This window comes from Vibrio sp. CB1-14 (genome assembly GCF_040412085.2).
In the GTDB taxonomy this organism is placed as follows: domain Bacteria; phylum Pseudomonadota; class Gammaproteobacteria; order Enterobacterales; family Vibrionaceae; genus Vibrio; species Vibrio chaetopteri.
Genome location: NZ_CP115920.1, coordinates 2,255,859 through 2,280,826, shown reverse-complemented (window position 1 = coordinate 2,280,826; position 24,968 = coordinate 2,255,859). Strand labels below are relative to the sequence as shown.

Sequence of the window (24,968 nt, the reverse complement as noted above, 5' to 3'; positions counted from 1 at the left end):
CAGCAGCCATCGGCTGCTGTTTTTGCAAACAAAGTTTATTCACAAGGTGGAGCAAGGTGAATCAGTGCTAAACCACCTTGAGAGGTTTCACGATACTTCTTATTCATATCTTTACCCGTCTGGTACATGGTATCAATGACTTTATCCAGAGAGATTAAGCACTTGCTTGTGCGCTTAAGCGCCATACGTGAAGCGTTAATGGCTTTCACCGCACCCATGGCGTTTCGTTCAATACATGGAACTTGAACCAAACCACCGATAGGGTCACAAGTCATACCGAGCGAGTGCTCCATTGCGATTTCTGCCGCGATACACATTTGCTCGTTGCTGCCACCGCGAAGTGCTGTTAGGCCTGCCGCTGCCATTGAAGAGGACACACCAACTTCACCCTGACAGCCCACTTCAGCACCAGAGATAGAGGCATTGGTTTTGTACAAGATGCCAATAGCACCAGACACAGCAAGGAAGTCTTTAAGCTGTTTGGTGTCGAGCTCTTTGATGAATCTGTGGTAGTACATCAGAACCGCTGGGATGACGCCGGCAGCGCCGTTAGTCGGAGAGGTAACTACCTGACCACCTGCCGCGTTCTCTTCGCTGACAGCAAAAGCGAACAAGTTAATCCAATCCATGATTTCCATTGGATCGTTTTCTATTGCGGCGTTCGCTTCGAGCTTCTTAAGAAGATTAGGTGCGCGGCGTGTGACGTTTAGACCACCGTCTAAAATACCTTCTGTTTCAAAGCCACGTTCCATACAGCGTGTCATTACACGCCAAATTTGTTCCGTTTTTGCGTTTATATATTCGATGTCTTTAAACGCGAGTTCGTTACGAAGCACCATACCGCCAAGACTCATGCCGCTCTTCTCGGCAAGCGCTAACATTTCATCTGCGTTGGTGAATGGATACTCAACGCTGACTTCTTGCTCGTCTTTGCCATGTTGTAGCTCATATTCCGTTGCGATGAAACCGCCACCGATTGAGTAATAAGTTTCGAAACCAACACGATTACCTTCGCTATCAAACGCGGAGATCGTCATGCCGTTTTCATGGAGAGGGAGGTTTTCTTCATGAAACAGCATGTCGGTTTTGTAGTTGAATCCGATGTTGTGCGTACCAGCGAGAGGCAGTGTGCCATCATTAATGGCTTTCTTCATGGCTTGGTTAGCACTTGAAATCTTGATAGTGTCCGGTTTGTTGCCAAGTAGGCCAAGGATAGTGGCTCGATCAGTATGGTGACCAATGCCCGTTAAAGAGAGCGAACCATAGAGGTCGATTTGAACTCTTCGAACGCGATCGAGTTGATCTGCAATTAATGTTGTGAACTGATAACCAGCGATCATTGGACCATTCGTGTGTGAGCTTGAAGGGCCGACGCCAACTTTGTAGATGTCGAAAATGGACAACATATTCTATTACCTTTTTACAGCAGTACTGAACCGAGCCAGTCAGGGATATAGAGACAAATAACCACCGTGAACGCCGCGAAGGCAAATAGCCCGTAATGACTGGCTTTCGGCTTAGCGATCAAGTGCTTCTGTTTATGAATAAAGTCTAGCTGCTCGGGCGTTATTTCGCCCCATTTATAGCTAGTGGCCAATCCTACGACCAAAAATACCAATGTCCCTATTGGTGCAAACCACGGCCACGCGATGTCCATTCCTTTAGCGGCAAACACAGCGACCATGCTAACAATGCTTCCGAGAATAATGCCTTTTTCGTTGGCTTTACTAGATGCTATTCCTAACACAAAAGAGCCTAAACGAATACCTACAAAAATTGAGGTCAGACTAGCGATTGTTTTCAATACTGATTCATTTGATACGGCCAAAATTGCCGGAATCACGACAGAAGCTGCTGCGACCAAACTCATTTTGCGCGCGGTTCCCTCGTAATGAGCATCAGTTGCATCGGTATTAATAAAGCGTTTGTAGATATCAAATGTCGCGACCGTCGCCATCGAGTTGTACGTTGAGTCTAGCGTTGACATTGCTGCGGCGGCTAGAGCAGAAATGATCAATCCAACCACAATGGGGTTAGTGTGGTTAAATACAAAATCCAAGATGACTTCATTCTGATTATCGAATGCTTGTCCATCATAGAAGAGGTTGAGCAGCACACCTAGAATCGCAAATAATAGATAGATGAAAAATGCGCCATAACCGCAAAGCAGCATGGATTTTTGTGCAGTGTTGACGCATTTGGTTGCTAACGTACGCTGAATGATCAACTGGTTGGTGCCATAAACACTTAAGTGTAAAAACGCTACGGCGACCAGTCCTGCCCAAAGGGTGGTATCGACACTTGGATCCAGACTCAAGTTGATTACATTCAGCATTTCAGGTGTTGATTTGACGCTACTATCTATATCAAAGATCAGGATCACGAAGATTGCGATAGTGCCTATCACCAAGATCAGTGATTGAAGCATATCAGTCCAAATTACTGTGGAGATACCACCGGCATAGGTATAAATCGCGGTAAATATGCTAATACACAGAATGGCTTGGATAATAGTAATTGGCATCACTTGAACCAAAATCAGCGATACAGCATACAAAATCACCCCAGCAGAAATACATTGAACCATCAAAAACACGATAGAATTGATGGTTCTAGCGTAAATACCGAAGCGCATCTCCAAATATTCATAGATTGATGTGAGCTTGAGCTTGTAGAAGACAGGCACGAAGAACACCACGGCAAAAAATATCACTAAAGGGTAGTTAAGGTGGATGGCCATTGCTTCCATCCCTGTGCCATATACCCATCCGGGCATACCAATAAACGTCATCGCGCTTATATAAGTCGCGAGTATGGATACGCCTGCAGTAAACCAACCGAATTGACGTCCCCCTGTTGAAAAATCTCCACCGGTCTTCAGTCGTTTATTTACTAAGTAGCTGATAAATAAAGTAGTTGTAATATAAAGAGCGATTACAATGAAACTTGAGTACGTAACCATTATTGCGTATTCCAAAACATCTATTACTTCGAATTCACGGAGATTCTATCGTGATTGTAGGTGAGTGATACGGTTTTGGGTCAATAAATGTGAGATTTATCGACTAAATCGATTAAATTAGCAGCGTTCCTTCGGATTTTGATGGTTTGTGTGATCATAATCACCAAAAAATACACTTTGGGTGCGTATTCATTGGTTTTTGATATGGATCACGGATCTTTTAGCGGCAAAAAAAGTAATATTCGTCTCGCAGGAGGGGGACAGTTAAGAGAGTCTATTCCAAACTGTAATCGCCCATCAAAATAAGATACCTAATTAAAATAGGGGTTTAACGGCTATGACCGCTAAAAAACACATGAGTGAAGTACCAATGTTCCAAAGGGTAGCAGCCTATCTTGCTATCTTAGTGGGTTACTTCTTTTACTGTTATAACTTTGTAATTATTGACTACGTACGCCCCTACATCGTTGAAGCGTACGACGGCATTAGCCTATCAGATACCGCTCAGTTCTATACTTGGCAGTCGGTAGGTGCATTAATCGGCGCACTAAGCTGTGCTTGGTTCGCCACTCGATTTGGTAAAAAGAATACCTTGATTGCCATTACAGCTCTAAATGGCGGAGCGACCATCATCAATATGATGTTCACTGACTACGCGACTTGGGCTGCGATGCGTTTCATCATCGGTCTATCACTTGGTGGCTATTTCACAGTGGCGGTATCACTGATGATTGGGCTATTTACACCGACAGTGCGTGGTAAGTTGACGGCATTTGCTTCATCAATGTTCTCTGTTGCATTGATGGTAATGGGTGCGTATGCAGCATTCATCTCAAGTATCGATGCTCCATGGGAAAGCCTAATGTGGGTGGGTGGTATTCCTCCTTTAGTGGCGGCAGTTGTGATGCTATTTGTATTGCCAAGCGATAAAAAAGTGATCGCTTACGGTGAAGAAGAACAAGCTGAAGCAGAAAAGGGCAATGTTCCTGCGAAGAAAGGTTCTTGGGGCGAGATGTTAAACAAACAAAACCGTACCATTACTATCACTTGTTTGCTGCTTGCTGGTCTTAACTTCTACGGTTTCCAATTCTTCGGTGGTTTTGTAACGACTTATCTACGCGAAGTTCGCATGTTTGATGGTGCCACTATCGGTCTTATTTTCTCTATCTCAGCATTTGGCTCTCTATTTGGAGCTTGGTTCTGGGGTTGGGCAGCAGACAAATTCGGTCGCAAAGTGAACGCATTTGGTTTCATTCTAGCCGGTATCATGGTGTCGATTTTCTTCATCGCACCTGGTGACATGGTGATTGGTGGCCTAAACATGTTGGCTATCCTTGGCCTAATCTACAACTTTGGCCTGTCTTCCTCGGCCGTATGGGGTGGTTACTTCTCGGAGCTATTCCCTGCACACCTTCGCAGCTACGGTGCAGCACTGTTCCACGGTGGTCGTATCCTGGGTATGTGGGCGCCAATGGTACTTATCTTTATCCAAGAACGTACCGACCTACAAACTGCAATGTGGGGCTCACCAATCGTATGGATCATCGCAGGTCTACTATGGCTAACTCTGCCAGAGACTCTAAAAGGCGGCGTGTTCCACAAAGAGAAAAAAGTACAACAAGCGAGCGCTTAAAAAGTACTGGCTGGAAAGAACAAGGTCGGCGGGTAGAGGCTCTCCAATACCGCAATTACTTGCTGACCACCTAACATATATTACGAGTCCTGTTCCGAAACTGACTCATCATTAATAAGAGAGATGATTATGTCTAACTATCAAGAAGCAAAACGCGTTGTTCGTAACTACTTCGACGCAATGGAAAACGCAACGCATGAAAATGTTGCAGAAGTACTAAAAGCTCACACTTCAGAAGATTACCTATGGCGCGGTGTTTACCCGTTCCGTGAGCAAGAGGGTGCACAAGCAGCGGCTGACGTTTTCTGGGCTCCTTTGATGAAATCTATGACTCGCATGCAGCGTCGCCAAGATATCTTTATCGGTGGTGAGAACGAAGTCACCTCTGGCGAGATCTGGGTGATGAGCATGGGTCACTTCATGGGTCTATTCGACGCTGAATACCTAGGTATGCGTCCAACAGGCAAAATCATGAACATCCGTTACGCTGAATTCAACTGCGTAGAGAACGGCAAAATTACTAAAACCGGTCTTTTCCTAGACCTACTAGGTGTGATGGATCAAGCAGGCTGCTACCCACTTCCACCGTCAACAGGTAAGCACTTTACTTACCCTGGCCCTCGCAATCACGACGGTCTACTGTTTGAAGATGCAGCACCAGAAGAGGGTGTGGCGACACTCGCACTAGTGAACAAGATGGTTGATGATCTATCCGCACTTAACGATAGCGGTGCAATGGGTTGTCCGCCAGAAGTTCTAGCGAAGAGCTGGTCTGAAGATATGATCTGGTACGGCCCATGTGGTATCGGCGCATCTTACACGATTCCACGTTACCAACAGCAGCACCAACTGCCGTTCCGTAACAACCTAAAAGACAAGAAGTTTAACGGCCACGTATGTCGTTTCGCAGAGGGTAGCTTCTCTTGCTTCTTCGGCTGGCCAAACCTATCTAACACGCCAATCGGTGGTTTCCTCGGTATGACTGGCGGCGAAGTTCGTGCGGACATGCAAGTAGTGGACGTTTACTACCGTGATGGCGACAAGCTATCTGAGAACTGGGTACTGATCGATCTACCTTACTGGCTAAAACAGCAAGGTCTAGACGTGTTCGAGCGTACTTCAAGCATCCTTAACCCTTCTCTATAAAAGCAAAACCTACGGCTTGAGTGTCCTCTCAACCTCAAGCCAGCTCCCAACTGATGCCACAGGACGTGGCATCATATTCCCTGATGATTATTTTTAACGGGCTGTTAGGCACGGAGGCTTTCTATTGCCTGTAAAGTAGGAAGCAAATGAAAAAGTCTGCATTAAGTGTACTTGTATTAACCGCACTGACTTCTGCGTCTGCGATGGCCGCACACACTTTTACCAATGACAATGGTGACACCTTAACAATTGATGGCCGTTTTGAAGTTCGTTACCAAAACAAAGCGCGTGATTTTAATAACAGCGCAGGTGACTATGAAGCGCGCAGTGATGAGTTCAACAGTGGTAGTTCCCGTTTCGGCTTTAAAGGTGTTAAGCAACTAGATAACGGGTGGCAAGGCTTTGGTCATGCAGAGTGGGGCTACAACTCTTCGTCGACTGCCAATGATATCTATAGCCGTCTACTATACGCAGGTTTAGAACACGAGAAGTGGGGTAAGATTGCCGCTGGTACTAAACAGTGGAGTACATTCTACGATGTAGCTTGGTACACCGACTTGGGTCGTACGTATGGCTCTCGCGGTACGGGTTATTACAACTTGGCGGACTGGGGTATTGCCTCTGGTACGGGCCGCGCGGAAAACTCTATCACTTACCGTAACAACGTCGGTGGTGATTGGAAATATGGCTTTACCTACCAAACCACACGAAACGATGTGGCACTTGCTGGCAGCGCAACCGCTACGCTGAAAAATGGTATAGGAGCGTCGACATCTTATGCATTTGGGAATGGGTTGACGCTTGGTCTGGCTTATCACCAGAATGAGCTCACGGATATCGAAAATGCATCGAATATCAGTGATGGTGACATCCAACGTATCGCGCTGTTGGGTGCAAACTACTCGCTAGGTGGTTTCTATGTTGGTGCGACATACAGCCAAGGTTCAAACTGGGAAGTCAATGACAACGCCGAGTTCTATGACTCACGCGGTGCTGAGCTTTACACATACTATCACTTTGATAATGGTCTGCGCCCAACACTTAACCTTAACTACTTGGCCAGCACTGATGACAATGGTAGCGGGTATGAGCGTCAAACGGTTATTCCTGGCTTAGAGTATCACTTCACCAAGAATACCTTCCTTCTTTGGGCAGAATACCAGTTTGATCAAGGTAACGACCAATATGTGCAAGATCACTACGATAACCGCGACAACCAATTCTCTGCGGGTATTCGTTACTACTTCTAATGAAGTGTTCCCTCAACCTGTAGCAATTTGGGAACAGGTAATTGTTGCGGGTTGATGGGTACAACCCATTTTAGATTATTGTTAACGGCTAAAGCCTTACATTTAAACGATGTAAGGCTTTTCTGTTTATGCATACGTACCATTTTTATGATACATTGTGCGCCATCGGTTAGGTGAATGATTACTATAAATGAATATCCCAAAACAAACGGTCACATCCAAAGACGTCGCTAAATTGGCCGGCGTTTCGCAGTCTACGGTCTCTCGAGTGTTTGTCGAGGGCAGTTCGGTATCTGAAAAAACGAAACAAAAGGTATTTGAAGCAGCTAAAGCGCTGAACTACCGTCCAAACGCTTTCGCGCGCAGCTTAACAACGAATCAATCCAAGCTGATTGGTTTAGTTTTCCCCGATGCAGACTATCCAATCCATATGAAAACGTTACAGCTTATCAGTAGTGAACTGCAAAAGCTGGGCTACTCAGCGGTGTTGATACCCTGGCAAGTCGATGGTGATAGTCATTCGATTCCTAATATTTTCCAGTATCGTGTCGATGGGGTGATCGCCGCATCGGCAACGTTCAATACCGCGCTGTATGAAGAGTGTGAAGAGTTTAATATTCCTATCGTTCAGTACGCGAGAGTGGTCGAAGGGACTAAGAGTAGCTACGTGATTAGTGATAACTACTCGGCAGGTCAAATTGCGGCTCAAAAGTTTGCTGATAGCGCACTCAATGATGTGGTGTATTTAACTGGTGAAGTACCGACTTTTACGAACCAAGAGCGCGTCAATGGCTTTTGCGACGAGTTTCAAACGTTAACCGGTAAGTCACCGAGAGTCATTGAAGCAAACTATGACTATAGTGGCTCGCTTGACGAGATCCGCACACTGCTGAGCGCTGGGAAGCCGCCTCAAGCCGTATTCTGTGCAACTGACAATTTAGCAATGGCCTTTATGGATATCGCCCGTTTTGAGTTCAATCTAGATGTGCCAAATGATGTGCAGGTCATTGGCTTTGATGATATTCCTCAAGCAACATGGCTAAGCTATCAGCTGTCTACCTTCCGTCAAGACTTCGCCCGTCTTGCTCGCGAGTCGGTAAAAATCATTTCAAATCAGATAAAAGAGAAAGACTCTAGCTTAGTGCGTTTGATGGTGCCGGTGCGCTTTATTGAGCGAAATAGTACCAAGTAACCTCGCTTTGTTTATCTGCGTCTATACTAGACGTGGTCAGACCTTATCATTCGAGTGAATTTGCCTATCCTTTGGATAGGCAAAACTTATTTTCTTTTTATCTAGCACGCTGTTAACATTGCGTCCGCTAAACAATTGCCCCATTGTCTAAGGAAAAAAGATGGTAATACCTGAAAACAGTAGCATCGTGATTTTTGGTGCTTCAGGCGACCTTACGTACCGTAAGTTGATCCCTGCTCTTTACCATTTGTACGCTAGCGACCAGCTACCAAAATCATTTGCTATTCTTGGTGTCAGCCGTACTCAGTACAGTGATGAGTCTTATCGCGAGAAGTTGAAAACTTCTTTGCAAGAGATGGAAAAGACCGAGCCAGAAACGCTCGAAGCATTTTGTAACCATCTTCATTATCAAGCGATTGATACCTCAGATACTCAAGACTACGCGAAACTCGCAACCCGCCTTGATGACGTTGCTAACCAATACGGTTTTGAACAACGTAACACGCTATTCTATTTGGCGACGCCGCCAAGCCTTTACAGCATTATCCCTGCGAGCCTAGCTGCTCACGGCCTTAATGATGAAAGCCAAGGCTGGAAACGCCTCATTATCGAAAAGCCATTTGGCTATGACTTGGCGTCTGCACGTAAACTCGACAAAGAGATCCACGAGCACTTCCAAGAGCACCAAATCTATCGTATCGACCACTACCTTGGTAAAGAAACGGTTCAGAACCTACTTGTTCTGCGTTTCTCAAATGCGATGTTTGAACCGCTTTGGAACCACCAGTATGTCGACTACGTCGAAATCACTGGCGCGGAATTCCTCGGTGTTGAAGAGCGTGGTGGCTATTACGATGGCTCTGGCGCGGTGCGCGATATGTTCCAAAACCACTTGCTACAAGTACTAGCAATGGTAGGCATGGAATCTCCGGCACAAATTAATGCTGACGCGATTCGCAACGAAGTGGTTAAAGTGCTGCAATGTCTGCGTCCGCTATCTGATGACGATTTGCGAAACAACCTTGTATTGGGTCAATACACAGAATCAAACGTTCGCGGGCAGTTCCTGCCTAGCTATCGTGATGAACATGGCGTAGCGGATGACTCGCGTACGGAAACCTACGTTGGTTTGAAGATGTTTATCGACAACTGGCGTTGGAATGGCGTGCCTTTTTATGTGCGCACAGGTAAACGTTTGCCAACACGTGTGACTGAAGTTGTGATTCACTTTAAACAAACGCCGCACCCAGTGTTTGGTAAAGATGCGCCAGAAAACAAACTGATCATTCGTATTCAGCCGGATGAAGGCATTCAAATGAGCTTTGGCTTAAAAGAGCCAGGCGCAGGTTTCAATGCCAAAGAAGTGAAGATGAACTTCCACTACGCGTCATTGCAAGAAACACAAATGCTTACAGCATACGAACGTCTTCTTCTTGATGCGCTAAATGGTGATGCTACGCTGTTCGCTCGAAGTGATGCGGTTGAGGCATGTTGGGAGTTTGTACAACCAATTCTGGACTTCAAACAAGATCCACAAGCGCTCTTTGGCTATGCATGTGGTACTTGGGGTCCTAAAGAGTGTGATCAGCTGCTTCAAAACGACGGTCGCGCATGGCGCTTCCCTTGTAAGAACCTGACTGACACAGATTACTGCGAACTGTAATCAAAGAATTATGTCGCGCTAGGAGAGCTGCACAACTTGGCGCGACCAAAAATTTCAAAGCAGCAAGTTAAGTTGCCGAATTGATGGAGAGAATGATGAAAGGTGATATTGGTGTAATTGGTCTGGCGGTAATGGGTCAGAACCTTATCCTAAACATGAATGACCATGGCTTTAAAGTTGTGGCTCACAACCGTACTGCTGCAAAAGTTGACGAGTTCCTAGAAGGCCCAGCGAAAGGTACCAACATTGTTGGCGCATACTCACTAGAAGAGCTAGTTGAGAAGCTAGAATCGCCACGTAAAGTGATGCTAATGGTACGTGCTGGTGACGTTGTCGATAAGTTCATCGAAGCACTAGTACCCCTACTAGACAAAGGCGACATCATCATTGATGGCGGTAACACAAACTACCCAGATACGAACCGTCGCGTTGCTGAGTGTCGTGAGAAAGGCATTCACTTCATTGGTACAGGTGTTTCTGGTGGTGAAGAAGGCGCTCGTTTTGGTCCTTCAATCATGCCAGGCGGCGCGGCTGAAGCTTGGGAAGCGGTTAAGCCTATCTTCCAAGGTATCTCTGCAAAAACTGACGCTGGTGAGCCTTGCTGTGACTGGGTTGGTAACGATGGTGCAGGTCACTTCGTTAAAATGGTACACAACGGCATCGAATACGGTGACATGCAGCTGATCACTGAAGCGTACCAGTTCATGAAAGATGGTCTAGGCATGTCTGCTGACGAAATGCAGGCTGTATTCGCAGATTGGAACAAGACAGAACTAGACAGCTACTTAGTAGAAATCACGGCTGACATCCTTGGTTACAAAGATGAAGACGGTGAGCCACTAGTAGAGAAAATCCTTGATACTGCCGGCCAAAAAGGTACAGGTAAATGGACAGGTATCAACGCACTAGACCTAGGTATTCCACTAACGCTTATCTCTGAGTCTGTTTTCTCTCGCTGTCTGTCTGCTCTTAAAGACCAACGCGTTGAAGCTGAGTCTCTATTCGGTAAGACAATCACACCAGTAGAAGGTGACAAGCAAGAGTGGGTTGATGCACTTCGTCAAGCACTACTAGCATCAAAGATCATCTCTTACGCTCAAGGTTTCATGCTAATGCGTGAAGCGTCAAACGAGAATGGTTGGGATCTAAACTACGGTAACGTAGCACTAATGTGGCGTGGTGGTTGTATCATCCGCAGCGCGTTCCTAGGTAACATCCGTGATGCATACGAAGCGAACCCAGATATCGCGTTCCTAGGTTCTGATGAGTACTTCAAAAACATCCTGAAAGGCAGCCTAGCGGCATGGCGTAAAGTAGCAGCGAAATCTCTAGAAGCAGGCATTCCAATGCCATGTACGATTTCGGCACTGTCTTTCCTAGACGGCTACACAACAGCGCGTTTGCCAGCGAACTTGCTTCAAGCTCAACGTGACTACTTCGGTGCTCACACTTACGAGCGTACTGACCGTCCACGTGGTGAGTTCTTCCACACTAACTGGACTGGTACAGGCGGCGATACAGCGTCTACAACTTACGACGTGTAATCCGTTCGACATCTAGAACAACGAATATTAAGCCTCGCTATTTAGCGAGGCTTTTTTTCGTCCAATGGCAAGAAACAGAAGCAGGTCACAGTGTTCTCGCATCACTGCGAGACCTATTCGAAAATAAGATACCTTCTAACGCACGACAAAGGTGACCGTCTGTCATAATGGAACGACTTTCATAGATAACATTGGACAGTTATCAAAAGGACTACTTAAGAAGGAAACGCCATGAGCTCATATCTCAATATTCTCTCTGCTGACGCTGCGTTATTTGACATAGTGACGCAGGCTCCACAACTTACGGACGTTGACCTTATTGAGCTTCCACCTCTAGATGGTAAGCCAAGTGTTGCTTACTTTGGGCCAAAACTAGATAACCACTCGATCTTAGAGCGATTGTCAAAGCAGGCGAGCGACAAGGATATTTACTATCGATATACAGATACTCATCAACAAGGTGCAGACAGCGCATTAGTTCACTATCGCAATGGGATCACGCGGGTATTACTTAAGTTTTCAAGTGATAATGGGGATTCACGGCGTTATCAAAATGAGTTGATTGCTGAAACGCATCAGCTAAGCCTGTAGGCCTTTTATCAGTACTTCTCTCATTTACAGTATGAGATTAAGTAAGAGGGACTTTTGCAAATAAGACAAAAGACATTTGTGACTTTGGTAATAAATTGTCATCCGGCAACTTGGTAGACTGAATGGATAACAATCAAAACTAAGGAGAAATCATGTCCCTTTCAATTCCAACGCTTGGTGCTGGTACATTTCGTTTGAAAGGCGAGGATGCCTACAATTCGGTAAAAATGGCGTTAGAGGCGGGATATCGTCACATTGATACCGCGCAGATCTACGGTAACGAAAAAGAAGTAGGTCAGGCTATTGCGGATTCGGGTATTGCGCGTGAAGAGCTGTATGTCACCACCAAAATCTGGATGGACAAGCTGGGGAAAGCGTCTTTCATTCCAAGCCTTGATGAGAGTCTAAAAGACTTGCAGCTAGAGCAGGTTGATTTGCTATTGATCCACTGGCCTCTAAAAGACGATGCAGTCCCAATGGAAGAGTATCTACAGGAACTTAAACACGCGCAGGATACGGGTCTTGCTCGTCATATTGGCGTATCTAACTTTACCGTCGTGCAAATGCAGCAGGCGATTGCTATTTTAGGCGAGGACGTTCTCTACACCAACCAAGTTGAGGTTCACCCTTATCTGCAGAACCGTCAGGTTGTCGATTTTTGTCAGCAGCACCGTCTCATCGTAACCGGCTATATGCCATTTGCATACGGTGACGTACTGAAGGACGGCTCAATTAAACACATTGCAGAGAAACATCAGTCGACACCTGCACAAGTTGTGTTAGCGTGGATGGCGAAATCGGGCTTCGTGACCATTCCATCATCGACTAAGAAGGCTAACATCGAGAGCAATCTTGGCTACGTGGATGTGATGCTAACCGATGAAGATATGGAGACCATTGCCCATCTCGATCGAGGTCATCGTTTGGCAAACCCAGATTTCGCACCAGATTGGGACTAGATTTGGTGAGTTAGCTGCGAAGGATGAAAGAAAAACGTCAGGTATTTGCCTGACGTTTTTTATGACCGCCGTACCTACAAAAGCAATTGCACTAGCATACGTACTCCGGTAATTAGCAGTACGACAGCAAACACTTTTTTGAGCTTATTCGCGTCCAGTTTCGAGGCTAGAGAAGCCCCTATGGGTGCAAACAAGACTGTCAGAGGCACAATGCATAGGAACGCCAATAGGTTGACAAGACCAAATGTCCCTACCGGGGCGTCGGCAGGTGATTGACCTAAAATAAGCATAGTGACAGCGCCAGGTAGAGAAATAATTAATCCGATAGCAGCTGCTGTGCCAACGGCTTTGTGAGCGGGGTAATTGTAAAGTGTCAGAAGCGGAACGGATATAGTGCCACCACCGATGCCAACCATTGAGCTAAAAAAGCCGACAGAAGTGCCCATAGCCACTTGTCCGCCTTTACCGGGTAATGATTGAAACATCGCTGACTTACCCGTTCGAAATAGCATATTAAGAGCAGACATGCTTGCTATTGCGCCAAGCCACGTGCCGTTCATGCGCGTTACCAGCCAGCTTCCAGCCAAAACCCCAATAAAAATAAACATCGCCCAGTGCTTTAAAAGATCGAAGTCGACATTGTCTTTTCGCTTGTGGGAGCGGATAGAACTGATTGAAGTTGGAATAATCGTGGCCAAAGAGGTCGCTGTTGCCACGACCATCGCGGATTCTGGCGATACACCAAAACTCTGAAAAATGAAGAACAAGACGGGTACGATAACGATGCCTCCGCCCACCCCTAACAATCCCGCTAAGACGCCTGCAAATGCGCCCGTTGCAATTAGAGCTATAAGTGTTGAAATATTGTTGCTTAGAAACTCAATCATATTCAAAAATCGATAACGTTAAAATGATTACAAATAAAAACCAACAAACGAGATGTTAAGCGCAGAGCTCTTTTAGGACTATTTCAGCACCAGCTGCTAAAGCCTGTAGCTTGTTTCTTGCCACATCTCTTGAAAGAGGCGCCATGCCACAGTTGGTGCAAGGCAATAGCTTATCGGCATCAACATACTTTAGCGCTTCGCGAATCGTTGCCGCGACTTCTTCGGGCGTTTCAATGTTATTCGTGGCCACATCAATGGCACCGACCATCACTTTTTTGCCTTTTAGGAGTTCAAGGACTTCAAATGGCACTCGACCGTTATGACACTCTAAAGAGATAATATCGATAGTCGATTTTTGGAGCGCTGGAAATGTTCTTTCATAGTGGCGCCATTCTGTGCCTAGTGTTTTTTTCCAATCAGTGTTGGCTTTGATTCCATAGCCAAAGCAGATGTGAACCGCAGTTTCGCATTTTAAGCCTTCACAGGCTTTTTCTAGTGCTTGTATGCCCCAATCATTAACCTCATCGAGAAAGACATTAAAAGCCGGCTCATCAAACTGAATTATATTAACGCCAGCGGCTTCCAGCTCTTTGGCCTCTTCGTTTAGCGCTTTGGCAAACTCAAAAGCAAGCGTTCTACGATCTTGGTAATAATCATCATAAAGTGTGTCCACCATTGTCATCGGCCCAGGTAAAGCCCACTTTATCGGTTGATCTGTCTGTGTGCGCAAAAACTTGGCATCGTCTACAAAGACCGGCTTTTGGCGGCTCACGGAGCCGACAACGCCAGGCACACTGGCATCGTATCGGTGACGGATTCTCACTGTTTTCTTGTTTTCAAAATCAACACCACTCAAATTTTCAATAAAGGTGGTGACGAAGTGCTGGCGGCTTTGTTCGCCATCGCTGACGATATCAATACCTGATGTTTCTTGCTCTTGGAGTGTGACGCGCAGCGCATCTTGTTTACCGGTAATCAGCTCGTCTCCCTCTAACTTCCAAGGTGACCAAAGTGTTTCAGGTTCAGCCAACCAAGTTGGTTTTGGTAGGCTTCCGGCGGTTGAGATTGGGAATAGTTATTTCATCATCAATTCTTTCTATACCTTAAAGTTAGAGTGCAGGCTCAGCAAAGTTGGCCACCCATTTTTCTAGAGTCAGTTGGTGCCTTTGAATATAGTGCTCTTCACACCACTTACCTTGTTCAACAGCTAGGCGATTACGTTCCCCTCGGTCGTAAACCACTTGTGTTAAGGAGCAATCTAGGTTTTTAAGGCTCGGCTTGTACACTTCGCCCGCAACGGCATTTGAGTTATAGATCTCTGGGCGATATATTTTCTGGAAGGTTTCCATGGTGCTCAGCGTGCTGATCAATTCGAGCGTGCTGTAGTCATTCAACAAATCACCAAAGAAGAAGAACGCATACGGAGCGACACTGTTTGGCGGCATGAAATAGCGCACATCCATGCCCATTGTTTTGAAGTATTGCTCTGTCAATAAAGACTCATTGGGCTTGTACTCAACACCAAGAACAGGATGTTGATTACTCGTGCGATGATAGGTTTTGTTGTCTGATACACTCAAACAAATCACGGGGGGCTTACTGAAGTTTTCTTTGTAAGCGTTGGAGCTTATAAAGTCTTGGAACATTTTGCCGTGTAATTCACCATAATTAGCGGGTACAGAAAAGTGATCTTGACCTTGGTTGTGGTTGCGCAATACCACACTGAAATCGTAGTCACGGATGTAGGAAGAAAAGTTATTCCCCACAATACCTTCAATGCGTTTATTCGTATGGTTATCGACAATGTAGGTTGTTAACACCTCGATAGTGGGAAAGGTTTCACCATTACCCTCAACGTCAATATCGACGTGCACAATATCAAGCTCATCGGAATAATGGTTTTTATTTGGGTTGTCCCAATGTGCCAGACTGTTGAAACAGTTATTAATCATGTTGATTGCTTTACGAAGGTTTTCTTGGCGAGCTTCCCCGCGAGCCAAGTTAGCAAAGTTTGTCGTAAGACGTGTATTGCTCGATGGTGAATAGTGTTCATCAAATCGAACAGATTGAATGGAATAAATGAAAACGCTACTCATAATTGCCTAATACCCAAAGTTGATAAAAGCTTGGGAAAATGTCTTAGGTCAATACTAGGTTGAATTAACTATGATGAATATTGATTTAATTTTATTAATCCATGAGTGTTGCTCATGGATTGTCGCGGGTAGTGGTGACCAGTTAGCAAAATGGCGCACCTTAACGTGTTAGAACACTTTAATGTGCGCCATTGAGAGGGATTAGTGGTAGACGATGGGTATTAACTTATTTATCAATTTTGCCCGTCGGATGGTTATAACTGCGCGCCGTTTTTATGAAGGCAGTAAGGTAGTCGATGTTGCTGTCGCCTTCACGACGACCTAGATAAATCTGTTTGGCGATACCATTTTCCCCTAAGCGAACAACCGACAATGGCAGTTTTTTGCAATACTCTTCTGCGAGCCAGCGTGGTAGTGCCGCTACACCGCGCCCAAATGCAACCATTTGCAACATGATATCGGTGGTTTCAACGGTTTTGTGTTGTTTCGGGACAACTTGAGCCGGGTTAAGGAACTGAGCGTAAACATCAAGGCGATCTTTTTCGACTGGGTAGGTAAATAATACTTGGTCACGAAGATCTTCAGCTGTCGCATACGGAAGGGAAGTTAACGCGTGATCAGTGGGCACAACAAGCACTTGTTCGTAATCAAATACGGGTTCAAAAACTAGGCCAGACTTGTAGTACGGATCCGGAATTACCAGAAGGTCAATTTCATAATCCAATAACGCGCCAACGCCACCGAATTGGAATTTCTGTATGACATCGACATCTACGTCTGACCACGTCTCTAAGAAAGGCGATACTACTTTGAGAAGCCACTGATAGCAGGGGCGGCACTCCATACCAATCCTCAATGTGCCTCGTTCGCCCAAAGCGATTTGTTTGAGTCGTTCTTCAGCACTTACTAAGAGAGGAAGTGCGCGATTGGCAATGTTGAGGAGGTATTGGCCGGCTTGGGTCAGTCTTAGGCTTCTCCCATCACGTACCCAAACTTCTGTCCCGAGATTGGCTTCCAGTTTACGCATTGTATGACTTAATGCGGACTGTGTGACACAGAGTTTTTTTGCAGCGGAAGTCAGTGAGCCGTGCTGATGGACGGCATGAATAATTTTAAGATGAATACGTTCTAGCATATTTTATTATGAATAAAAGTAATCGATTGTTTATATTATATCACTTTTGATCATCTGAAAACTGCTCTAGTCTGTCCGTTAATCGAATGGCTTACTTTAACGGACAAGCTTTCAAGGAAAGTGATTTCTAGGACAGAGAATTATGAACAATGAAACTACAGAGCTCCCCATTGCGCGTCACTCAGTCAGTGTGACGGATATTGTGCCATTGAATAAGCACACCTACTTAATTGAACTTCTCGCGCCAAAGGAAACATCGCTAGACTACCGAGCGGGGCAATACTTGAAGCTTGAACTTGATGTGAATCAAGATGATAAACCGCTATGGCTTTCTTACACCATCTCCAGCCGACTAGATCCTGAACAGCCAAATCGGGTGTGCTTGATTATACAATGTACTAGCGAGTTCTCTGGTAAAGTTATTGACTGTTTGGCTGCACTGAAAACTAACCAAAAGCCAGTAAGCATCATGCTGGCTATGGGAAAAGCGTTTCTACAGACCGAACTCGACACGCCTCATCTGCTGGTGGCGGCGGGTTCAGGAATATCGAAAATTAAATGTATAACCGAAGAAATTTTACATAAAAGTCCCGAAACACCTATTGATATCTATTGGACTAATCGCAGCCGCGAGGACTTCTTCCTTTTAGAACTGTTTCATGATTGGGCAACGCAATATAAAAATTTGAGATTCACCGAGATTTTAGAATCTGCACAGTTAGGCTGGACGGGAAGGGTGGGCTTTCTCTATGAAGTGATACAACAAGATTTTTCAGATCTTAAAGATGCCAGTGTTTATTTGTGTGGCTCGGAAAAAATGGTTTACGGCACAATTGACCAGCTTAAATCTAACGGCTTGGAAGAGGCGAGTTGTTACTCAGACGTATTTGAATTTGCACCGAGACTTTAGTACGAAGAATAGGGGAGCAACAAAGGCGGGCATGAATAGATTTGGATAGAGCCTATTTACTATAAAGATCATGACGAAAAGAAAGAGGACTGCGCCTCTTTCTTTTTGTTTACATGAGCCACTACTTCTTCTTCATCATATTCGCAAGACCGGCAAATGGATTGTGCGTCGCCGCCTGATGATTGTCCTCTCCCGGTTTCACCTCACTACCGTACAAATCGTGTTCGGTGTACTTTGAATGCTCGTGATCATGACAGTAAAGGCACAGCAACTCCCAGTTGCTGCCGTCTTCAGGGTTGTTAGTATGATCGTGATCTTTGTGGTGAACAGTTAGTTCTCGTAGATTGGAGTACACAAACTCGCGCGCGCAACTGCCACACACCCAAGGGTAGAGCTTGAGCGCTTTTTCGCGGTAATCACTTTCTTTGCGCGCGTAGGCAGCGCTGCTTCCATAAAAATCTGACGACATACTTCACTCTCATAACAGTACTAGGCTTAATAGTTCAAATAATACCATAGTGTTTTGATTGAACCACTAAAGCTTGCTTCTAGAGCCTATGAAGAGTAGTGAGAGAAACAACAGAATCTGTCTTAATCGGGTGATAACAAATAAGCTATCTATTTGTCAGCAAGGGTTTTCGCAGCTGCGCGCATAAGTGCAGGCCCTTTATTCTCACCGAAACCAGAATGGTATGGGTTCGTTGAGAACATGACGCCAACAAAATCACGTGCAGGGTCAATGTAAATAAATTGGCCTAAGTTACCGCTCTTAGACATCGCACCATCATCGAAAATAAAGTCGAACTGATAAGCATTGTAATCGGCTTTCTCATTGTAAGCATGGATAGATGAGGTTTCTTTTTCTGTGCCAACAAATGCTTTTTTGTCGCCACTGCTACGAATACGATCAATCACGGCTTGTGAAACAACAGGTTCGTCTGCCACGGCGCTCCAGCTTGGTGTAAATAAGGTACCCCATCTCGCCATATCTTCGACCGTGGTAGAAACCAGTCCTACTGCGATAGCCATCCCATCAGGTGTTAGATTGAATTTCATTGATTGGCGAGCATTTACTTTCGACCAAACACGATCTTCGAATACACGAGTCCATGTTTTATTCTCAACATTTTCTACCATCTTGGTGAGAACCATAGTGTTGATAGACGCATAACGGAAATGGTCACCCGGTTCTTCACCTTCGAGCTTTTGTGCACCCTTGGCGACATTCATCCAACTTTCGAGCTCACCCGTTTTAGCTCTGGGAGAGTTAAACGAAGCGGCGAAAAAGCGCACGACATCTGAGTCAGGATTAAGGATAGATTGAAGAGTCTCTTCATTATCTAGGCCGGTCGCCATGTTTAATACATTGTGAACAGTGATCGTGTCCCAATTTGTTCCCTTTAGTTCGGGTACGTATTTTGTGATGCTCACTTCGGGATCAATTTTACCTTCTTCTACCAACATCGCGACGACGGTTCCGACTGTGGTTTTCGCTGCTGATGCCCAGATATGCGAATCTGTAGGTTTCATGCCTGGGTATACCTCGTATACGATCTTACCATGGTGGATGAGCATGAAGCCCTGAGTACGGAATTGCTCATCAGCAAGGTACTCGTCCATGGTCAATTCACCTTTGGTTTCTGTGTTAACTTTTAGGTCGCCAAGTTGACTTTGAATGTCTTTAACTAACGGTTTGTAGTGTTCGCTTGGTGCGGCGAACGCGGTTGGCATGAACTCACTCATGTGCATGTTGTAGTAAAGAGCGTGGTCGCCACCCATTTGCCAGTGGAAGTTATTAAACTCGTTTCGAGCTGCTTCAGTGAACGCAGGCGTTGCAGCACTTTTAGCCTCTTTTACAGGAACGGTAACAAGTGCTCCTTCGACCTGAAGGGCTGCCTCGACTGGGTTTAATGTTGTCGTGTTTTCATTCGCCAGTACAGTATTCGATAATGTGATAGCAGCGGTCAGTGCAAGTACGATTGGTTTAACTTTCATCTTCATGTTCCTGAGTAATTAGTATGCCGCTACTATAATGTTGGAGTACTATTGGATATAGGTCATTTACTGCCATCGAGGAGAGTTGACGGAATGCACAATCAAATTAATACGACGCTTTCGGAAAACTTACGTCCCTTTATCGAGTATTTTGATAAACATGGTATCTACTGGACAGAGACAGCAGATAAACACAACATACCGATTGATGGGGTCATGGATTCGCTTTGGTTGCCATCAGACCAAGTGATGAATTTTCTGTTGGAAATGAACCGCATGACACAAAAAAATCTTGGTTATGAAGTCGGGAAGTCACTGTCACTTGTTGATATTTCTCCAGCTCTAGATAGAGAAATCAGTGAGTGTGGTGATATCGAAGCTTGCATGCATAAGCTGATCGATATTATGCCCCAGTTAAACAGCCATGTGGTTGTTTGGACAGAAAAAATAGATGGGTTATGGTTTCTGTGTCATCGGAGTGCGTACTCTTCAAAATCGGTGGGATATGATCAATCAGAGTGGTTTCGAACGTTTGCACTCGTGTCACTGTGCCGCCAATTTATAAACGAAGCGTGGGTGCCCAAGCGTGTATTTATGAGCTTTCCCGCTCACTTAGCTGACAACAACGCCGTTGATAACAATATCTATTCATTTAATCATCCCAATGGTGCTATTCAAGTGCCGTTGAGCAGCAACTTTACACCTGTTCGAGATGATGGAAGAGACTTAGACTGGATAACTCGGATACGAAGGCTATCTGCCACCTATGCGGTATTACCCTGTTTTACCGTTCAATGGTTCGGTCATTTGATAGGGCTCTCTACTAGAACACTGCATCGCCGGCTAGAGCTCAATGGAACATCATTTAAGGCCTTGAGAGATGAAGTGAGAAATCAACATGCAAAGCGCTTGCTAGTCGTAGAGCGGTTGATGCCTCAAGATGTCGCTTGGCGTTGTGGGTACAATGATTTATCAAACTTTAATCGAGCCTTCAAATCGTGGAATGATTGCACGCCTTCGCAGTTTAGAAAAAGAAAACTTTGATGAGTAAGATAGGGATGTCGTGAATAGAATGATTGATGGGGCTACAAACGAAACGTCCATGTTATCGCTATGCTTCAACCAAATTTTACGATGAAATCTGCCAAACAGAGATTAGAAATAAGCTTTGAAAAATGCCCAAGTAACGGTGTCATTGATGTCGATTTTTTGACTGGAAGAAGTCATATGCCCACTTGAGTTTTCTATTTTGAATTGTGCCCAATTTTTCCCGTCACTAGAAATTGGCGTGCCAAGAATGAGGGACGTTTTGACAATGGATGTGTCAATGCTACCGTCTAGATACGTGTATTCAGGATTGAGCATTATATACGTGCCATCTTCTCCGGTCTTATAACTTAGGTAAATAGCAGCCATACCACCAACGATACCTTCATCGGATTCTCCCATCATACGCGTGAAATCTGAATCGTATTTACCGCCGAGTAAGCCGACACGAGCAAAACCCATTAAGTTTTTGACACCAGGATTAACCATTGAAACGGCACCTAATGCACCTGTTGTGAAGTTTTGATTATCGATAATATCGATCGATGCGGCCACTTTAGGCGCAACGCTATTAGTGGTGCTAAAAACCTGGAAATACTGGAGGCGACTGTCTTTATAGTTTCCTTGATTATCAATACTGGCCTCGAGTGTACCCATGGACATACTTGAGCTGCCACCATTAGTTAAACTTATCGAAGTAGATAACTTGAGATCGCCCTGATTATTGAGACCCAAGTAGCCGGAGGTATTGACCGCAGTAATATCCGAAGGATCGATTTTCGCTTCTGTCTCATTTGCAAAAGTTGCATGGACACTCATGCAACACATTGATGTTAAGACGATTTTTTTAGTTAAAGTTCTCATGTAGCACCCTTATTGTATTAAGGGCGGGACTATAGAGTATGTGACTATTGTTAAATAGGTCAATTTCTGCCATTGAGAATGAGAGAGAAATTGTGCTTACTTGAATTGCTTTAGTGCCTAAGGTGGGCGCCAGAGAAACTCTGACGCTCTAATACCTCGACTGATACATTGCGATAGGCTCTACCGTAATGTATGGAATCCAGAATAAATACGTGTAAACGTGGTAAACCAACAAGCAGTACCAAAGACGAATGCAATAGCCGAAAAATGCTGTGGGAATAAACAAAGCAGCACAAAACAGCCGATGGTTTCTGTTCCTTCGGTCAATCCACTCATGTAGTAAAGCGATTTATGCTTATAAATCGGGTTTTCAATACCTCGCTTTCCTGCCATCACCGCAAATGCTAAGAAACTGGTACCCGTGCCAATGAATGAAAATATCAAAAACGCTCCAGCGATAGCATTTTGTTCAGGATTCGCGATGACAAAACCAAACGGAATCAGCGAATAAAACAAGAAGTCGAGACTGATATCGAGAAAGCCTCCGGCATCACTGATTCCTTGAATTCTCGCAAGCGCACCGTCTAAGCCATCGCAAACACGATTAAGAATAATGAGGGCAAGCGCGAGTGAATATTGCTCAAAAGCAAGAGCAGGGAAGGCTAGGCAGCCAAGAGCAAAGCCGAACAACGTAGTTTGATTTGCGGTAACGCCAGCCTTATTTAATACTCTCGCCGATTGCGATAATGGCCAACGAATGACTTTGATACTTAAACGATCAAGCATGAGTAATCTCCCATGGCCATTTAAGCACTTGGCTCCCTTGAGGGATATCATCTTCATCGTGCGTCACCATTAGAGTAGGGACGTTGGCTTGTTTTAACTGATCCATTACCCAGTCTCGAAATTGCACGCGCAGCTCCTTATCAAGCTTGCTAAATGGTTCATCTAATAAAGCAACCTCGGGCTTTGCTAGTAGCATACGGGTTAAGCTGATTCGCGCTCGTTGACCTCCGGAGAGTTGCTCGGGGTATTGCTCGGCAAGCTTAGAAAGCTTGACTTTACTCAGTGCTTCCATCGCTTGATCCTTACGATTTGAACCTTTGATCTGATTAGGCAGAGCAAACGCTAGGTTCTCCCACACATTAAGATGAGGAAACAGCAAATCGTCTTGGAACAGTATGCCGACGCGACGTTTGTGAGGAGGCAAGGTGTCGATTCGCTGTCCGTTGAGTTGGATCTTTCCAGAGTATGTGAATTCAGGAGCAAGGTGACCGGCGACGACATCAAGCAAGGTCGACTTACCACAGCCACTAGGTCCCATCAAAGTCAGAATAGCTCCTGAGTCGATAGAGAAGTTGCAATTAGAAAACAGCACCTCACCATCACACTTACGGATGGCGAGGTTTTCTAGCAAGAGCGTCATTAACTAACAATCCTTTAATTTTAATTCGGCGATATCGGGTGTGAAGGCGATTAACCAGCACCGCAATGGTGAAAAAGAGCAGAGGCAGTAGAGCTTGGAATAGGGCATATATCGCAGTGACACGTCTATCGAATCCGCTTGAGAGAGCAACGGCTTCGGTTGTAATGGTCGCTACACGCCCTGCACCGAGCACTAGTGTTGGTAAATACTGAGCTAGACTCACGCTAATACCAATCGCCCAAGCAAAAATTATGGCAGGAAGCAATAATGGCAGTTTGACGTGAAACCAAGTGTAGAGTGGACTTTTACCCAGACTCATGGACGCTTTTGTAAGCTGGTCGTTGAACCCTCGCCAAGGTCCATCTAAGGATAAATAAACAAATGGAAAGGCGAAAAATACGTGAGACCAACACACCCACAATAGATAAGCGTTGTCATTGAGCATCAAGGTCGCTACTTGCAAGCCAAACAAAATACTAAGCTGTGGAAGTAGCATTGGAATCGCAATAACGTAGCCGGGTACTTGCAGTCGATACTTGTTTCGATACTCGTGACCAACGATGGCAAGTATTAGTGCAATAGACGCTGATATTATAGCGATCGTCATACTTTGGCTGACTACGCTGGTCATTCCTTCCCATTCGTACTCCCAAAACCTCATGGTATAACGAGATGGCAATAGATCAGGGAAGCGCCAGCGTTGAGCAAAGGTCCAAAGGATGGTGAGCGGTATCATAACGGTGACGATGCCAACAATAACCACAAACAGTGACTTTCCTGGAAGACGAATCGCGTAACGTCCAGAGTATTGCCAGCGATTAGCGTATCTGACGACGATAAACTCGACCAGTCTAGCCAACCCTATCAGCAGTGACGCAATGACAAACAGAATCACGGCACCTGCACTGGCTCTTGGAAGTAGGTTGAGGTCGGGATCGTTAAACCACTGCCATACAAGAACAGCAAACGTGGGCGGGTTAGTCGGACCAATAATCAAGGCTACATCCACTACAGACAAGCTATACGCGATGACAGCGAGCATTGGAAAACGAATTTTGGCAAACCATTGAGGCAGGATGATTTTCCACCATGCAGCGGCTTCGGAGTAACCAAGCGATGAGGCGATCTTCAATGATTCACACACCTTCAGTTGGCGCAATATAGGAATACTCATCAAAAGAAGAAAGGGAACCTCTTTGATGGCAAGCATCAAGGTCAGGCCGATACCGTAGGGATCTTTTACCAACCAAGGCGCAGATTGGCTGCTAATTCCAAAGATCTCGACAAGTATGCGTGCTCCAAATCCTGTTGGTGCGAACAGAAATGCAAAGCCGATAGCAAACGCGACGTGCGGCAGTGCTAGAAGTGGCGATAGCGCCAGTTCAATCTTCTTCCACCAACGGCTGTTCCAACTTGCTGCGATAATGGAAAAAGAGAGGAAACAAGCTAAATAGCTGCTCACAATAGCAGTGGTGAAAGTGAGTGTGATGGACTTCTCGACACCTTGCCACGCGAAAACACTCTCAAATCCGGTAAAGGTAAACTCATTCTGGTTGAGCGGAGGAATATAACCGAGCGAGGTCACTACCACACCCGCCAAACCGGGTATGGTAGGGAGAATGCAGACAACAACCAAGATGGCGTACAACAGCCTTAGCATAATCGTTA

General features: G+C 45.3%; 22 protein-coding genes. 10 read left to right on the top strand and 12 right to left on the bottom strand.

Annotation, left to right across the window (positions count from 1 at the left end; all coding sequences use genetic code 11):
• Positions 1 to 35 precede the first annotated feature (35 nt).
• Positions 36 to 1,406 carry an L-serine ammonia-lyase gene (locus tag PG915_RS10310; RefSeq protein WP_353496448.1) on the bottom strand — a complete coding sequence of 457 codons (1,371 nt, stop codon included), beginning with the start codon at positions 1,404 to 1,406 and terminating at the stop codon, positions 36 to 38.
• A 14-nt stretch (positions 1,407 to 1,420) separates the two neighbouring features.
• Positions 1,421 to 2,962 (bottom strand): sodium:solute symporter family transporter, encoded by a 1,542-nt coding sequence (locus tag PG915_RS10305; RefSeq protein WP_353496447.1) that lies wholly within the window; start codon positions 2,960 to 2,962, stop codon positions 1,421 to 1,423.
• Positions 2,963 to 3,299: 337 nt separating this feature from the next.
• Here PG915_RS10305 and PG915_RS10300 point away from each other — a divergent pair, with 337 nt between their 5' ends.
• The 8 genes from PG915_RS10300 (at position 3,300) to dkgB (ending at position 12,940) form a co-directional block, all read left to right on the top strand.
• Positions 3,300 to 4,595 carry an MFS transporter gene (locus tag PG915_RS10300; RefSeq protein WP_353496446.1) on the top strand — a complete coding sequence of 432 codons (1,296 nt, stop codon included), beginning with the start codon at positions 3,300 to 3,302 and terminating at the stop codon, positions 4,593 to 4,595.
• 129 nt (positions 4,596 to 4,724) lie between these two features.
• Positions 4,725 to 5,741, top strand: coding sequence for a nuclear transport factor 2 family protein (locus PG915_RS10295; protein ID WP_353496445.1), 1,017 nt, complete (start codon positions 4,725 to 4,727; stop codon positions 5,739 to 5,741).
• A 146-nt stretch (positions 5,742 to 5,887) separates the two neighbouring features.
• On the top strand, positions 5,888 to 6,991 hold the full coding sequence (locus tag PG915_RS10290; RefSeq protein ID WP_353496444.1) for a porin: 1,104 nt from the start codon (positions 5,888 to 5,890) through the stop codon (positions 6,989 to 6,991).
• Between the two features lie 190 nt (positions 6,992 to 7,181).
• Positions 7,182 to 8,183 (top strand): LacI family DNA-binding transcriptional regulator, encoded by a 1,002-nt coding sequence (locus PG915_RS10285; RefSeq protein WP_353496443.1) that lies wholly within the window; start codon positions 7,182 to 7,184, stop codon positions 8,181 to 8,183.
• A 160-nt stretch (positions 8,184 to 8,343) separates the two neighbouring features.
• Positions 8,344 to 9,846: a glucose-6-phosphate dehydrogenase gene (gene zwf / locus PG915_RS10280; protein WP_353496442.1), complete on the top strand. Its 1,503-nt coding sequence runs from the start codon at positions 8,344 to 8,346 to the stop codon at positions 9,844 to 9,846.
• A 95-nt stretch (positions 9,847 to 9,941) separates the two neighbouring features.
• On the top strand, positions 9,942 to 11,390 hold the full coding sequence (gene gnd / locus PG915_RS10275) for a decarboxylating NADP(+)-dependent phosphogluconate dehydrogenase (protein ID WP_353498707.1): 1,449 nt from the start codon (positions 9,942 to 9,944) through the stop codon (positions 11,388 to 11,390).
• A gap of 231 nt (positions 11,391 to 11,621) precedes the next feature.
• Positions 11,622 to 11,981, top strand: a complete 360-nt coding sequence (locus PG915_RS10270) for a hypothetical protein (RefSeq protein ID WP_353496441.1) — start codon at positions 11,622 to 11,624, stop codon at positions 11,979 to 11,981.
• A gap of 152 nt (positions 11,982 to 12,133) precedes the next feature.
• Positions 12,134 to 12,940, top strand: coding sequence for a 2,5-didehydrogluconate reductase DkgB (gene dkgB, locus PG915_RS10265; RefSeq protein ID WP_353496440.1), 807 nt, complete (start codon positions 12,134 to 12,136; stop codon positions 12,938 to 12,940).
• A gap of 74 nt (positions 12,941 to 13,014) precedes the next feature.
• Here dkgB and PG915_RS10260 read toward each other — a convergent pair whose 3' ends face one another.
• The 4 genes from PG915_RS10260 to PG915_RS10245 all read right to left on the bottom strand — a co-directional run bounded on the left by PG915_RS10260 (position 13,015) and on the right by PG915_RS10245 (position 17,058).
• Entirely contained in the window at positions 13,015 to 13,827 is an 813-nt protein-coding gene (locus tag PG915_RS10260; protein WP_353496439.1) for a sulfite exporter TauE/SafE family protein, read from the bottom strand.
• Positions 13,828 to 13,882: 55 nt separating this feature from the next.
• Positions 13,883 to 14,893, bottom strand: coding sequence for a methionine synthase (locus tag PG915_RS10255; RefSeq protein WP_353498706.1), 1,011 nt, complete (start codon positions 14,891 to 14,893; stop codon positions 13,883 to 13,885).
• A gap of 43 nt (positions 14,894 to 14,936) precedes the next feature.
• Positions 14,937 to 15,923, bottom strand: a complete 987-nt coding sequence (locus PG915_RS10250; protein WP_353496438.1) for a putative oxygenase MesX — start codon at positions 15,921 to 15,923, stop codon at positions 14,937 to 14,939.
• A 226-nt stretch (positions 15,924 to 16,149) separates the two neighbouring features.
• Complete coding sequence (locus tag PG915_RS10245) at positions 16,150 to 17,058, bottom strand: LysR family transcriptional regulator (RefSeq protein WP_353496437.1); 909 nt, start codon at positions 17,056 to 17,058, stop codon at positions 16,150 to 16,152.
• Positions 17,059 to 17,200: 142 nt separating this feature from the next.
• Between PG915_RS10245 and PG915_RS10240 the strand changes: the two genes are divergently transcribed.
• Complete coding sequence (locus PG915_RS10240; protein WP_353496436.1) at positions 17,201 to 17,968, top strand: hypothetical protein; 768 nt, start codon at positions 17,201 to 17,203, stop codon at positions 17,966 to 17,968.
• A 121-nt stretch (positions 17,969 to 18,089) separates the two neighbouring features.
• Here PG915_RS10240 and PG915_RS10235 read toward each other — a convergent pair whose 3' ends face one another.
• A complete protein-coding gene (locus tag PG915_RS10235; protein ID WP_353496435.1) occupies positions 18,090 to 18,437 on the bottom strand; it encodes a YajD family HNH nuclease in 348 nt (115 codons plus the stop codon).
• A 149-nt stretch (positions 18,438 to 18,586) separates the two neighbouring features.
• Complete coding sequence (locus tag PG915_RS10230; RefSeq protein WP_353496434.1) at positions 18,587 to 19,963, bottom strand: serine hydrolase domain-containing protein; 1,377 nt, start codon at positions 19,961 to 19,963, stop codon at positions 18,587 to 18,589.
• Positions 19,964 to 20,056: 93 nt separating this feature from the next.
• Here PG915_RS10230 and PG915_RS10225 point away from each other — a divergent pair, with 93 nt between their 5' ends.
• On the top strand, positions 20,057 to 21,007 hold the full coding sequence (locus tag PG915_RS10225; RefSeq protein ID WP_353496433.1) for a helix-turn-helix domain-containing protein: 951 nt from the start codon (positions 20,057 to 20,059) through the stop codon (positions 21,005 to 21,007).
• 111 nt (positions 21,008 to 21,118) lie between these two features.
• On the opposite strand, the gene PG915_RS10220 is transcribed toward PG915_RS10225, so the two are convergent.
• The 4 genes from PG915_RS10220 to PG915_RS10205 form a co-directional block, all read right to left on the bottom strand.
• On the bottom strand, positions 21,119 to 21,874 hold the full coding sequence (locus tag PG915_RS10220; RefSeq protein ID WP_353496432.1) for a hypothetical protein: 756 nt from the start codon (positions 21,872 to 21,874) through the stop codon (positions 21,119 to 21,121).
• Between the two features lie 180 nt (positions 21,875 to 22,054).
• Positions 22,055 to 22,660 carry a CDP-alcohol phosphatidyltransferase family protein gene (locus tag PG915_RS10215; RefSeq protein ID WP_353496431.1) on the bottom strand — a complete coding sequence of 202 codons (606 nt, stop codon included), beginning with the start codon at positions 22,658 to 22,660 and terminating at the stop codon, positions 22,055 to 22,057.
• Positions 22,653 to 23,300, bottom strand: a complete 648-nt coding sequence (locus PG915_RS10210) for an ATP-binding cassette domain-containing protein (protein ID WP_353496430.1) — start codon at positions 23,298 to 23,300, stop codon at positions 22,653 to 22,655. Before PG915_RS10210 ends, PG915_RS10215 begins: the two co-directional genes overlap by 8 nt.
• Positions 23,266 to 24,960 carry an ABC transporter permease gene (locus PG915_RS10205; RefSeq protein WP_353496429.1) on the bottom strand — a complete coding sequence of 565 codons (1,695 nt, stop codon included), beginning with the start codon at positions 24,958 to 24,960 and terminating at the stop codon, positions 23,266 to 23,268. Before PG915_RS10205 ends, PG915_RS10210 begins: the two co-directional genes overlap by 35 nt.
• Positions 24,961 to 24,968 lie beyond the last annotated feature (8 nt).